The sequence below is a fragment of the Nonomuraea sp. NPDC049421 genome, assembly GCF_040677005.1.
GTDB classification, from domain to species: Bacteria; Actinomycetota; Actinomycetes; order Streptosporangiales; family Streptosporangiaceae; genus Nonomuraea; species Nonomuraea salmonea.
Window position 1 is genome coordinate 99,098 of sequence record NZ_JBFAQA010000022.1, and the last position, 15,230, is coordinate 114,327.

Here is a 15,230-nt window from a genome sequence, read left to right on the forward strand (position 1 = left end):
GCGATTGCATTCGGGGCGTGCAGACCCTCCGATTGCTGGCCGCCGCCGCGCTCGTGTTAGCCCCTGTGGCCATCAGCGCGCCCGCGCAGGCCGATCCCGTCTCTCCCGCAGAGGACGCGTCCCAGGCGTCGTCCTACCCCGCCTCCTCCACACTGCTCGCCAAGACCGCTGAAGGCCGGCGGCTGGAGACCGCCAAGACCACCCGGCCGGTCGCGCCCGGCATCTCCCTGACCTCCTTCGACTCCTTCGACGAGCTGGGCTGGCTGCGCGCCGACGCCGTCACCGCCGACCTCGGCAGCGTCAAGGCCGACTACGTCTTCTCCGGCGAGGTGTCGAAGACCGAGCCGCTGTCCGGCCCCGCCAGGCGCTCGCGCGCGGTCGCGGCCGTCAACGGCGACTTCTTCGACATCAACAACTCCGGCGCCGCCCAGGGCGTCGGCGTGCAGAACGGCACGCTCGTCCAGTCGCCGATCGCCGGCCACGAGAAGGCCGTCGCGATCTCCGGCGACGGCGTCGGCCGGGTGCTCGCGATGTACTTCGAGGGCACCGCCACCCCGGCCGGCGGCACGCCGATCGCGCTGACCCAGTTCAACCAGATCGTTCAGCGCGACGGCGTCGGGCTGTTCACGCCGCTGTGGGGCTCGTACACGCGGGCCCGCGCCGTCGAGGGCGCCACCGCCGTCGCCGAGGCCGTGCTGGTGGACGGCGTGGTCTCCGAGGTACGCGACGCCGCGGGCAGCGGCCCCATCCCGGCCGGCAGCACGATCCTGCTCGGCCGCGACGCGGGCGCCGCCGCCGTGGCCGCGCTCAGGCCCGGCGACAAGGTGGACGTGAAGTACCGGCCCAAGCCATCCGACGGTAAGTCCGTCAAGGCGGCCGTCGGCGGCAACTGGGTGCTGCTCAAGGACGGCGTGGTGCAGAACTCCACCGACACCGCCGCGCACCCCCGCACCGCGGTCGGCTTCTCCGCCGACGGCGGGAAGATGTACCTGCTCACCGTGGACGGCCGCCAGACCGACAGCCGCGGCGTCACCCTGAACGAGCTGGCCGCCATGATGAAGGAGCTCGGCGCGGCCGACGCGCTCAACCTCGACGGCGGCGGCTCCTCCACGATGCTGGCCCGCGAGCCCGGCTCCGCCGACGTGCAGGTGGAGAACAGCCCGTCCGACGGCGGCGAGCGCCACGTGCCCAACGGCCTGGCACTCTACGCGCCCGAGGGCAGCGGCAAGCTCAAGGGCTTCTGGGTGGAGACCGCCTCCGACCCGGCCAAGGCGCCCGGCGCCGCCCCCGTCGGCGGCGGCCGTCCCGACCGCGTCTTCCCCGGCCTGACCAGGCGGCTGACCGCGGCCGGCTACGACGAGACGTACGGCCCCGCCGCGGGCGCCCCGTCCTGGCGCGCGAAGCCGGCCGTGCACGGCGTCGTCCGCGACGGCCGCTTCCACGCCCTGCTGCCGGGGCAGACCACGGTCACCGCCGCCCGCGGCAAGGCCAAGGGCGAGATCGAGCTGACCGTGCTGCAGCCGCTGGAGCGGCTCGGCGCCACCGCCGACCGCGTCGGCATCGCCGGCCAGGACGGCACGGCCGCCTTCGGCGTCGTCGGCTACGACCGCAACGGCAACTCCGCGCCCATCGAGCCCGCTGACCTCAAGCTCTCCTACGACAAGAACCTCTTCGAGGTCACCGCCGCCGAGCACGGCTACTTCACCGTCAAGGCGCGCCAGGCCACCGGCTCCGGGCTGATCACCGCCAAGGTCGGCAAGCTCAGCACCGCCGTGCCGGTGACCGTCGGGTTCGAGGACAAGCAGGTGGCCGACTTCGAGGACGCCGCGAAGTGGACGTTCGCCGCCGCCCGCGCCACCGGCTCCCTGTCGGCCGCGCCCGGCCACGACGGCGGCGGGCTGAAGCTCTCCTACGACTTCACCACCTCCACCGCCACCAGGGCCGCCTACGCCAGCCCGCCCGGGCAGCTGGTCGTCGAGGGGCAGCCGCAGGCGTTCGGGTTGTGGATCAACTCCACCGGCAAGGGCGAATGGCCCAGCCTGGAGTTCTACGACGGGCTCGGGCAGTCGCAGATCCTGCGCGGGCCGTACATGACGTGGACCGGCTGGCGCTACGTCGAGTTCCCGGTGCCGCCGGGCGTCAACCACCCGCTCAAGCTGCGCCGCTTCTACGTCGCCGAGACCAAGGCCGACGCCTCGTACACCAACGAGATCATGATCGACGGGCTGGTGGCCAAGGTGCCGCCGTCGGTGGAGAGCCCGGCCGCGCCCAAGGTCGCCGACCCCGTGGTCAAGGCGGACGTGGCGGACATGCCGTGGCGCTTCGCGGTCATGTCGGACGCGCAGTTCGTGGCCAGGGACCCCGACAGCGACCTGGTGAAGAACGCGCGGCGCACGCTGCGCGAGATCAAGGCCGCCGAGCCTGACTTCCTTCTCATCAACGGTGACCTGGTGGACGAGGCGTCGCCGGAGGACTTCGCGCTGGCGAAGAAGATCCTGGACGAGGAACTGGGCGGGACGGTGAAATATCACTACATCCCGGGTAACCACGAGGTGATGGGCGGCCAGATCGACAACTTCAAGGCCGTCTTCGGCGACACGTACCGGACCTTCGACCACAAGGGCACCCGCTTCATCACGCTGGACACCTCGCGCCTGACCCTCAGGGGCGGCGGCTTCGACCAGGTGGCGATGCTGCGCGACCAGCTCGACAAGGCGGCGAAGGACTCCTCGATCGGGTCGGTCGCGGTGCTGTTCCACGTGCCGCCGCGCGACCCCACGCCGGGCAAGGGCAGCCAGCTCGGCGACCGCAAGGAGGCCGCGCTGGTCGAGGACTGGCTGGCCGCCTTCCAGCGCGAGACCGGCAAGGGGGCCGCGTTCATCGGCGGGCACGTCGGGACGTTCCACGCCGAGCACGTGGACGCGGTGCCGTACTTCATCAACGGCAACTCCGGCAAGAACCCGGCCACCGCGCCCGACGACGGCGGCTTCACCGGCTGGTCCCTCTGGGGCGTCGACCCGGTCAGCAAGGCCGAGGCCGAGCTGGTCAGGCGGAGCTGGTTCACCGACGCGCCCACCTGGATCGGCACGCAGGTGCGCCCGCACGTGGACGAGCTGACGCTCACCGCGCCCGCGAGCGTCGCGGTCGGCAGGCCCGCCGCCGTCAGCGCGTCCGTCGTCCAGGACGGCCGGACGGTGCCCGCCGCCTACCCGGTGTCGGTCACCTGGTCGGGCTCGCCCAACCTGCACGTCGGCGGCCGCGCCTCGGCCAAGCCCCGGCACGTCGCCGTCCTCGACCCGGCCACCGGCACGCTCACCGCGCTCCGGCCCGGCCAGGTCACCGTCGCCGTCACCGTCAACGGCGTCACCCGCCAGGCGACGGTCGCCCTGACCGCCAGGGCCGCCGCCTGACCTTCCCCCTTTGCAGCGGGCCCCTGGGAACGTCTCCCGGGGGCCCGCCCCTGTGTTGGGGGCCTCGGCGGGCGGGTACGAGATCGAATCAGCGCCGTCTGATCGGGAGGACCGGCGATGTCGATGGAGCTCGAAGTCGTGCCCGCCGGGCTGGCCCGCGTGCTGGAGGAGCTGCCGCTGGTGGACCACCACGTGCACGGGGCCACCTCGCACGACCTGTCGCGCACCGCGTTCGAGGAGCTGCTCGGCGAGTCCGACCGGCCGGTGCCCGACTGGATGACGCGCTTCGACTCCCAGCTCGGATTCGCCGTGCTGCGCCACTGCGCTCCCGTGCTCGGCCTCGAGCCGTTCTGCGCGCCGGAGGAGTATCTCGCCAGGCGGGCCAGGATCGGCGCGCACGAGGCCAACCGGCTGCTGCTCGGCGCGTCCGGCGTCGGTCACTTCCTGGTCGAGACCGGCTACCGCGCCGAGGAGCTGCTCGGCCCCTCCGGGATGGCCGAGGCGAGCGGGGCGCCCGCCGACGAGGTGGTGCGGCTGGAGAGCGTGGCCGAGCAGCTCGCCGCCGCCGGGTGCGGGGCGGGGGAGTTCGGGCGGCGGTTCGCCGAGGCGCTGTGGGAGCGGACCGGGGGCGCCCGCGGGCTCAAGACCGTCGCCGCCTACCGGTGCGGGCTCGACTTCGACCCGGCGCCGCCGTCCGCCGACGAGGTGGCCGCGGCGGCCGGGCGGTGGCTCGCGGAGGGCGGGCGGCTGCGCGACCCGGTGCTCGTGTGTCACCTCATCTGGACGGGGCTCGAACGGGGCCTGCCGCTGCAGTTCCACATCGGGTACGGCGACCCCGACATCGACCTCAAGCGGTCCGACCCGCTGCTGCTGCGCGGGCTGATCGAGCTGGCCGAGCCCACCGGGGTGCCGTTGCTGCTGCTGCACTGCTACCCCTTCCAGCGGCACGCCGGGTACCTGGCGCAGGCGTACCCGGCGGTGTTCTTCGACGTGGGGCTGGCGCTCACCCACGTCGGGGCCCGCGGTTCCGCGCTGCTGGCCGAGAGCCTGGAGGTGGCGCCGTTCGCGAAGATCCTCTACTCGTCCGACGCGTGGGGGCCCGCCGAGCTGCACCATCTCGGCGCGTTGCTGTGGCGGAGGGGGATGGCGCGGGTGCTCGGGGGGTTCGTGCTGGAGGAGGAGTGGTCGGTGGCGCAGGCGGTGCACGTCGCGACCATGATCGGCGCGGAGAACGCGCGCCGCGTCTACGGCCTGGGCGGCTGACGGTTCCTTCGGGGACGGGTATGGGACGGCCATAAGGGCACGTATGCGGACATTGCACAGTTTCAGGGGAGAGGAGAGACGGTGACGGGGGCAGCACGAGCGGCCGGGAACGGACATCGAGCGGCGGGGCTGGAGGTGGCGCTGCGGGCCGCCCTGCGGCGGGAGCTGCCGGCGGCCGTCGCCCTGCGCCGCGAGCTGCACGCGGCGCCCCGCGTGTCCGGGCAGGAGGGGCCGACGCTCAAGCAGGTGCTCGACGCGCTGCCCGACGGCCTCGTCGAGCACGTGGCGGGCACCGGAGCCGTGCTGCGCGTCGGCGGCCCCGGCGCCGCCGTGGGGGTGCGGGGCGAGCTGGACGCGCTACCGATCGTCGAACGTACGGGCGTGCCGTGGGCCGCCACCAACGGCGCCATGCACGCCTGCGGCCACGACGTGCACCTGGCCGCCGTGGTCGCCCTGGCCCGCGCCGTCGCCACGGTCGCCGCCGGCGGCCCGGCGGAGGCGGCCCCGGAGGTCATGACGGAAGCCGCCGCCCAGGGCGCCGCGGAAGCGGTCACGGACGCGGACCCCGCCGGTGGATCCTCCGCACGCCCCGCCGCCACCGGGGTGGTGGAGGAGGTCGCCGAGGCCGCCATGGAAGGCGCGGCCGAGGCGGTCGCCGAGGTCGTGCGTGGGGCGGAGCCGATGCCGTTGCTGGTGGTGCTGCAGCCGCGCGAGGAGACGTACCCGTCGGGGGCGCAGGACGTCGTGCGGTCCGGCGCGCTGGACCGGCACGAGCTGCGGGCGATGGTCGGGGCGCACGTGCAGCCGGTGCTGGAGGAGGGGACGATCGCCTGCACGCCGGGGCCGGTCAACGCGTCGTCCGACGAGTTCAGGGTGCGGGTCACGGGGGCCGAGGGGCACGCGGCGTACCCGCATCTGACCCGCGATCCCGTGCTCGCGATGGCGCAGGTGATCGTGGCCGCGCAGCAGCTCGTCAGCCGGGCCGCCGACCCGATGGTGCCGACGGTGGTGACGTTCGGGACGGTCACGGCGGGCACCACTCCCAACGCCGTGCCCGGCGAGGCGCTGGCCACCGGCACCCTGCGCACGATGTCGGAGAGCTGGCGCGAGGAGCTGCACGTCAGGTTCAGGCAGGTGATCAGGGACACCGCCCGCGCGTACGGCTGCACGGCCGACGTCGAGATCCTGCCCGGCGAGCCGATCCTCGTCAACGACCACGATCTCGCCCTGCGGGCGGGGGAGCGGCTGCGGCATGAGGGCTGGACGGTGTCGGACGAGCTGCGTTCGTGCGGGGCCGACGACTTCGCCAGGTACGGCGCGGTGGCGTCGTCGCTGATGATGTTCGTGGGCGTGGACACGGTGGCCGGGCTGCACAGCCCCCGGTTCCTGCCGGACGACGAGGCGGTCGGGGCGGTGGCCGAGGCCCTGCTCGCGGGTTACCTGGCCGCCTCCAGCCCGTGACCCCCCCGTACAGTCCGGACGAAGGACCCCATCGCTGACGAAAACTCCCCAAGCCTCTAGGCTCGGCGGCGATGGATCTCGAAACATTCACCCCCGGCTCGGGCCGGCTCGCCCCCCGCGCGGCCCTCCACTCCGACGCCCCCGCCATCAGCCTCAACGGCACGTGGCGCTTCCGCCTGTCGCCGGCCGCCGACGTCCCCGAGGACTTCACCGCCCCCGGCTACGACGACTCCGGCTGGGACGACCTCCCCGTCCCGTCCCACTGGAACCTGCACGGCCACGGCGCCCCCGCCTACACCAACGTCTCCTTCCCCATCCCGATCGACCCGCCGCACGTCCCCGGCGAGAACCCGACCGGCGACTACCGCCGCGCGTTCGAGCTGCCGGACGGCTGGCAGGGCGGGCGGCTGCGGTTCGAGGGGGCCGAGTCGCTCGCCCGCGTCTGGCTCAACGGCCACGAGCTGGGCTTCTCGACCGGCAGCCGGCTGCCCGTCGAGTACGACGCCGCCCCCTACCTGCGGCCCGGCCGCAACCTGCTGGCCGTGCGGGTGCACCAGTGGTCGGCCGCCACGTACCTGGAGGACCAGGACATGTGGTGGCTGCCCGGCATCTTCCGCGACGTCACACTCACCCGCTCCACCGCCGACGTGTACGTCCGCGCCGACTACCGCGACGGGCACGGCGTGCTCGCCTACCTCGAAGGTCCCGGCCCGCTGAGCGTCCCCGAGCTGGGCGTGGCCGGCCTGGAGCCTGGCGGCGAGATCACCGTCGAGGCCGAGCCGTGGACGGCCGAGACCCCCCGCCTGTACGAGGCCGTCGTCACCGGCGACGGGGAGACCGTGCGGCTGCGGGTCGGGTTCAGGACGATCTCCATCGAGGACGGCGTGCTGCTCGCCAACGGCAGGCCGCTGCTGCTCAAGGGCGTCAACCGGCACGAGTTCCATCCGGAGCACGGCCGGGCGGTGCCGTACGAGACCATGCGCGAGGACGTGCTGCTGATGAAGCGGCACAACGTCAACGCGGTCAGGACCAGCCACTACCCGCCCCACCCGCGCTTCCTCGACCTGTGCGACGAGCTCGGCCTGTGGGTGATCGACGAGTGCGACCTGGAGACGCACGGCTTCTGGGAGGTCGGCTGGCGCGCCAACCCCACCGACGACCCCCGCTACGCCGACGCGCTGCTCGACCGCATGCGCCGCATGGTCGAACGCGACAAGAACCACCCCAGCGTCATCATGTGGTCGCTCGGCAACGAGGCGGGCGTGGGCCGCAACCTCGCCGTCATGGCCGACTGGACGCGCGAGCGCGACCCGTCCAGGCCGCTGCACTACGAGGGCGACCGCTCCTGTGCCCACACCGACGTCTACTCCCGCATGTACGCCTCCCACGCCGAGGTCGAGCTCATCGGCAGGCGGGAGGAGGACCCGCTCGACGACCCCGAGCTGGACGCGCGCCGGCGCACGCTGCCGTTCCTGCAGTGCGAGTACGCCCACGCCATGGGCAACGGGCCCGGCGGCCTGGCCGAGTACCAGGAGCTGTTCGAGCGCCACCCCCGGCTGGCCGGCGGGTTCATCTGGGAGTGGATCGACCACGGCATCGCCCACCCGGTCCACGAGTACGCCTACGGCGGCGACTACGGCGAGCCCGTCCACGACTCGAACTTCGTCATCGACGGCCTCGTCTTCCCCGACAGGACGCCGTCGCCCGGCCTGATCGACCTGAAGAAGGTGTTCGAGCCGGTCCGCTTCACGTTCGACGGCGACGCCGTCGTCCGGGTCGTCAACGGGTACGGCTTCCGCGACCTGTCCCACCTGCGGTTCACCGCGACCGTGCAGGTGGCGGGCGAGACGGTGGCCGAGCACGTGCTCGGCGTGCCGGCGGACGGCGGCGAGGTCGCGCTGCCCGGCGCGGACGGCGGGCCCGAGGGCGAGCGATGGCTCACCGTACGGGCCGAGCTGGCCGGGGACCAGCCGTGGGCGCCGGCCGGGCACGAGGTCGCCTGGGGCCAGACCCGCCTTTCGGCGGCCATTCCCACACCCACGCCCACGCCCACTCCCACGCCCGCGTCCCGCACGACCGCGTTCACCAGGGACGGGCTGATCACCGCCGGCGACTGCGCGTTCGACGCGTCGGGGCGGCTGGTGCGGCTGTTCGGGCTGGAGGTCGAGGGGCCCAGGCTCGGCCTGTGGCGGGCGCCCACCGACAACGACCGCTACGGCGGGCTCGAGGGCCGCTGGCGGGCGCTCGGCCTGCACCGGCTCACGCACCGCGTGGACGAGGTCAGCGTGGGCGACGAGCTCGTCGTACGGACGCGGGTCGCGGCGGCCGCCACCGACCTCGGGATGCGGGCGACCTACAGGTGGACGTACGACGGCGGGCTGCGGCTGGCCCTGGAGGTCGAGCCGGAGGGCGAGTGGCCTGGGCCGATCCCGCGGCTCGGCGTCGACATGACGCTGCCGGGCGCCGCCGTGGACCGGGTGACCTGGTTCGGCCGCGGGCCGGGGGAGTCGTACCCGGACACCGGGATGGCCGCCCGCGTCGGCCGCTGGTCGGCCACGGTGGAGGAGCTCCAGACGTCGTACGTGTACCCGCAGGAGAACGGCCACCGCGCGGACGTCCGCTGGGCGACGCTCGGCGGGATCCGCGTGTCGGGCGAGCCCGTGTTCGGGCTGACGGCACGGAGGTGGAGCAACGCCGAGCTGACCGCCGCCCGGCACCGCCCCGACCTGGTGCCGGGCGACCGCCTGCACCTCCACCTCGACCTCGCCCACCAGGGCATCGGCACCGCCACCTGCGGCCCGGGCCCGCTCCCCGTGTACGACCTGCTGCCGCACCCGGCCACCCTGCGCCTCAGCTTCACCCCGGCGTAGGCGGCCCCGCCCGGGGTGAGAGGGCCTGGCCCGGTGTGAAGGGCCTCGCTCCGAGAGACGGGTAGCGTGCCGGGGCGAGGGACTCCGCATCGTGCGCGGGCGCACGAGAACGGCCGTCCCGGTCGTGATGACCGGGACGGCCGTTCAGGAGGTCAGGCGGTCAGGACGGTGCCCGCGCCGACCGTGAGGCCGCCCTCACGGATGGCGAAGCCGAGCCCCGCCTCCAGCGCGACCGCCTTGCCCAGCCTCACCGTCACCTCCACCGTCTCGCCGGGGGCGGCGCTCTCGACGCCGTCCGGCAGGGTCAGCTCACCCGGCACGTCGGTCGTGCGCAGGTAGAACTGCGGCCGGTAGCCGGAGGCGATCGGCTTGCGCCGGCCGCCCTCCTCCGGGGTCAGCAGGTAGACCCGGGCGGTGAACGCCCCGAGCGCCCGCTGGCTGCCCGGCGCGGCCAGCACCATCCCGCGCCGCACCTGCTCGCGGCGGATGCCGCGCAGCAGCACGGCCGCGTTGTCGCCGGCCTCGCCCTGCTCCATCGTCTTGCCGAACGTCTCGACGCCGGTGACGACGGCGGTGAACCCCTCGCCGAACCCGACCACCTCGACGGTGTCGCCGACGCGGACGGTGCCCCGCTCGATGGCGCCGGTGACGACCGTGCCCCGGCCGGTGACCGTGAGCACGTTCTCGACCGGCATGAGGAACGGCGCGTCCACGTACCGCACGGGCACGGGGATGTGCTCGTCCACCACCCGCAGCAGCTCCTCGACGGAGGCCGTCCAGACCGGGTCGCCCTCCAGCGCCCGCAGCCCGGACACCCGCACCATCGGCACGTCCCGGTAGCCGTGCTCGGCGAGCAGCTCCTGCAGCTCCAGCTCGACCAGATCGACGAGCTCGGGGTCGGCGCCGTCGGCCTTGTTGACGGCGACGACCAGGTGCTCGACGCCGACCCGCTTGGCGAGCAGCACGTGCTCCTTGGTCTGCGGCATGATGCCGTCGTGCGCGGACACGACGAGGATCGCGCCGTCGAGCTGCGCCGCCCCCGTGATCATGTTCTTCACGTAGTCGGCGTGGCCCGGCATGTCGACGTGGGCGTAGTGGCGGGTGTCGGTCTCGTACTCGACGTGCGAGATGTTGATCGTGATGCCCCTGGAGGCCTCCTCCGGGGTGCGGTCGATCCGCTCGAACGGCGTGTACGTCGCCTGCCCACGCTGCGCCAGCACCTTCGTGATGGCGGCGGTCAGCGTCGTCTTGCCGTGGTCGACGTGACCCATCGTGCCGATGTTGAGATGCGGCTTGTTGCGTACGTAGGCCTGCTTGGCCATCGGTTCCCTTTCCCTGAAACCTGCGGAGTGAGTGACCCGTGTGGGCCGGTTCGACCTCCCCCCGCCGGGTCACTTCAGGGACTTACGGGAAGAGGTCGGCGCTCCAGGCCGTCGCAGGCACGCCCGGACGCGCCCGGCAGTGCGGGCGTCGCGAGGTGGGCGAGCGGGAACATGATGTTCATAGTGCGGTCGTCAGCAACGAACCGCAACGGATTATTCCGCCGCGTGGGTCAGGGGCGGCCGACCCCCATGTAGGTGTAGCCGAGGCCGCGCATCTCCTTCGGATCGAGCAGGTTGCGCCCGTCGTACAGCACGGGACGCCGCATGGCCGCCGCCATGCCCGCCCAGTCGGCCTCCTTCAGCTGCGGCCACTCGGTGACCACGATGGCCGCGTCGGCGCCCTCGACGGCCAGCTCGGGGGTGGCCAGGCGGGTGGTGGAGGTCCACGGCTCGACCTCGGCGGGCCGCGCCATCGGGTCCCAGCAGCGCACCTCGGCGCCCTCGGCCAGCAGCCGCCCGGCCAGCACGGTGCTGGTGGCCTCGCGCATGTCGTCGGTGCCCGGCTTGAACGTCAGCCCGAGCAGCGCCACCCGCATGCCGGTGAGCGTGCCCAGCTCGTCCTTCAGCTTCTGGATCGCGCGGCGCTTCTGCAGGTTGTTGACCTCGATGACGGCCGACAGGAGCTGCAGGTGGTAGCCGGTGTTGGAGGCGAGCTGGCGCAGCGCCTCGGAGTCCTTCGGGAAGCAGGAGCCGCCCCAGCCGATGCCGGGCCGCAGGAAGTGGGGGCCGAGCCGGTGGTCGAGGCCGACCGCGCGGGCGACCTCCTCGACGTCGGCGCCGGTCTTCTCGCACAGCGTGGCGATCTCGTTGATGAAGCTGATCTTCGTGGCGAGCAGCGCGTTGGAGGCCAGCTTGACCATCTCGGCCGAGCGCACGTCCATGACGACGACCGGGCCCTCGATGCCCTTGTGCAGCTCGGCGACCAGCGTGGCGGTGGCGTCGTCGGCCGAGCCGATGACGATGCGGTCGGGCCGCATGAAGTCGCGTACGGCGCTGCCCTCGGCGGTGAACTCGGGGTTGGCGGCGTAGCCGACGTGGGACAGGCCGGCCTCGTCGAGCGCGGCGCGCACGCGGGTGCCGGTGCCGACGGGCACGGTGGACTTCATCACGACCGCCCGCAGGTGCTCGGCGCCTTCGAGGGAGCGCACGACCGACCACACGCGCGACAGGTCGGCGTCGCCCGAGGCGGACGGCGGGGTGTCGACGCACACGTACGCGATCTCGGCGCCGTCGAGCGTCTCACCGAGGTCGGTGGTGAAGGACAGGCGCTCCTTGTTCCTGGCGATCATGTCGCCGAGGTCGGGCTCGTAGATCGGCACGTCGCCGGAGCGCAGCAGGGCGACCTTGCCGGGATCGATGTCGCGGACCACGACCCGGTGACCCAGCTCCGCGAGGCAGGCGCCGGTCACCAGACCGATGTAACCGGCACCGAACACGGCCACCTGCCGTTCCGGCGTGCGTACCATGCTTGAACCATCCATTCTCGGGAAAACTCGGGGGAAATCAGGTGCCGGGGACCGGCGGGGGATCTTAACCTTAACGTTCGCCCCGTCATTCTCCCCGACCGGCGGGACCACCTGGTTCCCCGGCCGGTTGTAGCGGGGCACAACCAGGGGCCGGGCGTTCGTCCGGGAGGCCGAAGCAGGGCCGATGCCGGTGGCCTACGGTTCGCATATGCGACGTCTCACCCTGGACGACCTGTACGGCTTCGCCGTCCCCTCCGATCCGGCCCTGCGTCCCGACGGCGGCGCGGTGGCGTACACGCTGACCAGCGTCGACCGCGCGGCCGACGAGAACCGCACCGAGGTGTGGCTGGCCGTCCCCGGCGCGCGGCCGCGCCGGCTGGCGGAGGGCGGCGCGCCGCGCTGGTCGCCGGACGGGCGCACGCTCGCGTTCCTGCGCCCGGTGGACGGCGCCCCCCAGCTGCACCTGCTGCCCATGGACGGCGGCGAGCCCGCGCCGCTCACGAAGGCGCCGCTCGGCGCGGGCCCTGCCGTGTGGTCGCCCGACGGCACGAAGATCGCCTACGCGGGCCCGGTCGGCCCTGGCGACGGCGGGCCGCCCGACCCGCACGCGCCCGTGGTGGCCGACCGGCTCGACCACAAGGCCGACGGCGCGGGCCTGCTGCGCGGGATCACCACGCACCTCTTCGTGGTGGACGTCGCCTCAGGAGAGTCCACCCGGCTCACCGAGGGCGACCTGCACGCGGGCGAGCCGTCGTGGTCGCCGGACGGCGCCAGGCTGGCGTTCACCGCGGCCCTGGAGCCCGACCCCGACCTGGAGCTCGACGCCGGCGTGTACGCGGTGCCCGCGACCGGCGGGAAGCCCGAGCGGCTGACCGACCCCGAGCTGCTCTGCGCCGGCGCCTGGTGGCTCGGCGACCGGCTGGTGGTGGCCGCGCAGAAGGGCGAGCCGGTGGGCCACGTCCGGCTGTTCGAACTCGGCAAGGACGGCGCCGCCGAGGTGGAGACCGGGCTCGACCGCAACGTCATGGTCGGCCACCCAGGCTACCCCGGCGCCGTCCCCGCCGCGTACGGCGACGACCTGCTGTTCTGCGCCCGCGACCGCGGCCTGACCCGCCTCTACCGCGCCCCCGCGCACAGGCTGGTGCCCGGCGACGTCAGCGTGGCGGGTGCGAGCGTGGCCGCCGGCAAGGTGGCCTACGTCGCCGCCACGCCCCGCAGCCCCGGCGAGGTCTTCCTCCTGGACCTCGCCGGTACGACCCCCGAGCGGCTCACCCGGCACACCCCGGCGGACATCGACCCGTACGAGCCGGTCAGCCGCACCTTCACCGCCCCCGACGGCACCGAGGTCGAAGGGTTCGTGCTGCGCGACGAGAGCCTCGAAGAGAGCCGCACCGGGCCCGGCCCGCTGCTGCTCGACGTGCACGGCGGCCCGCACAACGCCTGGGCGCCCGTCCTCGACGGCTTCCACCTCTACCACCAGGCGCTCGCCGCGCGAGGCTGGACGGTGCTCACCCTCAACCCGCGCGCGAGCGACGGCTACGGCGAGGCCTTCTACAAGGCGACCGCGGGCGCCTGGGGCCTGGCCGACACCCAGGACTTCCTGGCCGCCGTGGACGCCCTCGTCGCCGACGGCGTCGCCGACCCCGAACGGCTGGCCGTCACCGGCTACAGCTACGGCGGCTACATGACGTGCTGGCTGACCGGCGTGACCGGCAGGTTCAAGGCCGCCGTCGCGGGCGGCGCGGTCACCGACCTGAGCAGCATCTCGGGCACCTCCGACCTGGGCCACCTGCTCAAGACGTACGAGTATCACGGCGACCTGGCCGCCCAGTCGCCGATCACCCGCGTCGGCGAGGTCACCGCACCCACCCTGCTGCTGCACGGCGAGAACGACGACCGCTGCCCGATCGGCCAGGCCGAGCAGTGGTTCGCCGCGCTGCGCGAGCGCCGCGTGCCGGTCCGGCTCGTGCGCTACCCCGGGGCCTCCCACCTGTTCATCCTGAACGGCCGGCCCTCACACCGGTACGACTACAACGAAAGGATCATCGCGTGGCTGGAGCAATGGGTCAGCAGCGGCTCGCCGAGCTGATCGCCCGGTACGAGGTGCCAGGAGCGGCGCTGGCGTACCTGCACGAGGGGGAGCTGACCGAGGTCGCCGCGGGCACGCTCAACACCGCCACCGGCGTCGAGGCCACCCCCGACGCGCTCTACCAGATCGGCTCGATCACCAAGGTCTGGACGGCCACCCTGCTCATGCAGCAGGTCGAGCGCGGCAGGCTGACGCTGGGCACCCCGGTCGCCGAGGTGCTGCCCGAGTTCAGGGTGGCCGACCCCGAGGTCAGCAAGACCGTCACCATGCGGCACCTGCTCTCCCACACCAGCGGCATCGACGGCGACCTGTTCCTCGACACGGGCCGCGGCGACGACTGCGTGGCCAAGTACGTCGAGGCCTGCGCCGACCTGGCCCAGAACCACCCCATCGGGGTCACCCAGTCCTACTGCAACTCCGGCTTCGTCATCGCCGGCCGCGTCCTGGAGAAGCTGAGCGGCAAGACCTGGGACGCCCTGCTGCGCGAGGAGATCGCCGAGCCCCTCGGCCTGACCCACACCTGGACGCTGCCCGAGGACGTGCTGCGCTTCCGCGCCGCGATGGGCCACGTGGACGGCGGCGCGCCGGCCCCGGTGTGGGGGCTGATGCGCAGCGCGGGCCCGGCCGGGCTCATCTGCGCCCGCCCGGCCGACGTGGTCGCCTTCGCGCGGGCCCACCTGGAGGGCGGACTGCTCGACGACCCGCAGGCCATGTGGGAGCCGCAGGTGGACGTGCCCAACCCGCACGGGCTCGGCCGCCAGTGGGGCGTCGGCTGGATCCTGGACGAATGGAGCGGGCAGCGCGTGCTGTCCCACGGCGGCAACACGATCGGCCAGCACGCCATGCTCTGGGCCGTGCCGGGCACCGGGACCGTCGCCTGCGTCACCGCCAACGGCGGCCACTCCGGCGCCTTCACCCGCGCCGTCGCGACCGAGCTGTTCGCCGAGCTGGACGGCCTCGCCGTGCCGCAGATGCCCGCCCCGCCGGAGACCCCGATCGAGGTGGACGCCGGCCCGTACGCCGGCGTCTACGAGCGGGCCGGCGCCCGCATCACGGTGTCGGTCAAGGACGACGGGCCGTGGCTGACGATGGAGGCCACCGGCGCGCTGGCCGAGCTGGAGCCGGAGCCGGTGGAGCGCAGGCTCGTCGCCGTGGAGGGCGGCGAGCGGCCGCTGTTCGCCTGCAAGGAGCCCGACGCCCCCGACTGGCTCGCGGTCGTCTTCTACGAGCTGGCCGACGGCTCCCCGTACGTGCACATGGGCGCCCGCGCCACGCCCAAGACGGGGTGA

8 protein-coding genes are annotated in these 15,230 nt (G+C 73.6%); 6 read left to right on the forward strand and 2 right to left on the reverse strand.

Features of this window, described 5'->3' with window-relative positions:
* Positions 1 to 17: 17 nt before the first annotated feature.
* From AB0K18_RS32360 to AB0K18_RS32375, 4 genes are all read left to right on the forward strand, one after another.
* A complete protein-coding gene (locus AB0K18_RS32360; RefSeq protein WP_364921904.1) occupies positions 18 to 3,410 on the forward strand; it encodes a phosphodiester glycosidase family protein in 3,393 nt (1,130 codons plus the stop codon).
* A 117-nt stretch (positions 3,411 to 3,527) separates the two neighbouring features.
* Positions 3,528 to 4,673, forward strand: coding sequence for an amidohydrolase family protein (locus AB0K18_RS32365; protein ID WP_364921907.1), 1,146 nt, complete (start codon positions 3,528 to 3,530; stop codon positions 4,671 to 4,673).
* Positions 4,674 to 4,754: 81 nt separating this feature from the next.
* On the forward strand, positions 4,755 to 6,134 hold the full coding sequence (locus AB0K18_RS32370) for an amidohydrolase (RefSeq protein WP_364921910.1): 1,380 nt from the start codon (positions 4,755 to 4,757) through the stop codon (positions 6,132 to 6,134).
* A 71-nt stretch (positions 6,135 to 6,205) separates the two neighbouring features.
* Positions 6,206 to 9,004 carry a glycoside hydrolase family 2 TIM barrel-domain containing protein gene (locus AB0K18_RS32375; RefSeq protein WP_364921912.1) on the forward strand — a complete coding sequence of 933 codons (2,799 nt, stop codon included), beginning with the start codon at positions 6,206 to 6,208 and terminating at the stop codon, positions 9,002 to 9,004.
* A 152-nt stretch (positions 9,005 to 9,156) separates the two neighbouring features.
* Here AB0K18_RS32375 and tuf read toward each other — a convergent pair whose 3' ends face one another.
* Together tuf and AB0K18_RS32385 are read right to left on the reverse strand one after the other, a co-directional pair.
* Positions 9,157 to 10,326, reverse strand: a complete 1,170-nt coding sequence (gene tuf / locus AB0K18_RS32380; RefSeq protein ID WP_364921915.1) for an elongation factor Tu — start codon at positions 10,324 to 10,326, stop codon at positions 9,157 to 9,159.
* A 230-nt stretch (positions 10,327 to 10,556) separates the two neighbouring features.
* Positions 10,557 to 11,852, reverse strand: a complete 1,296-nt coding sequence (locus AB0K18_RS32385; RefSeq protein WP_364921917.1) for a UDP-glucose/GDP-mannose dehydrogenase family protein — start codon at positions 11,850 to 11,852, stop codon at positions 10,557 to 10,559.
* Positions 11,853 to 12,060: 208 nt separating this feature from the next.
* Here AB0K18_RS32385 and AB0K18_RS32390 point away from each other — a divergent pair, with 208 nt between their 5' ends.
* Both AB0K18_RS32390 and AB0K18_RS32395 read left to right on the forward strand, forming a co-directional pair.
* Positions 12,061 to 13,941, forward strand: coding sequence for a S9 family peptidase (locus AB0K18_RS32390; RefSeq protein ID WP_364921920.1), 1,881 nt, complete (start codon positions 12,061 to 12,063; stop codon positions 13,939 to 13,941).
* Positions 13,902 to 15,230 (forward strand): serine hydrolase domain-containing protein, encoded by a 1,329-nt coding sequence (locus tag AB0K18_RS32395; protein ID WP_364921922.1) that lies wholly within the window; start codon positions 13,902 to 13,904, stop codon positions 15,228 to 15,230. The genes AB0K18_RS32390 and AB0K18_RS32395 overlap by 40 nt, the downstream gene beginning before the upstream one ends.

Coding starts and splice junctions, on each gene's coding strand:
- AB0K18_RS32365 (WP_364921907.1), top strand. CDS start 3,528: ATGTCGATGGAGCTCGAAGTCGTGCCCGCCGGGCTGGCCCGCGTGCTG.
- AB0K18_RS32375 (WP_364921912.1), top strand. CDS start 6,206: ATGGATCTCGAAACATTCACCCCCGGCTCGGGCCGGCTCGCCCCCCGC.
- tuf (WP_364921915.1), bottom strand. CDS start 10,326: ATGGCCAAGCAGGCCTACGTACGCAACAAGCCGCATCTCAACATCGGC.
- AB0K18_RS32385 (WP_364921917.1), bottom strand. CDS start 11,852: ATGGTACGCACGCCGGAACGGCAGGTGGCCGTGTTCGGTGCCGGTTAC.
- AB0K18_RS32390 (WP_364921920.1), top strand. CDS start 12,061: ATGCGACGTCTCACCCTGGACGACCTGTACGGCTTCGCCGTCCCCTCC.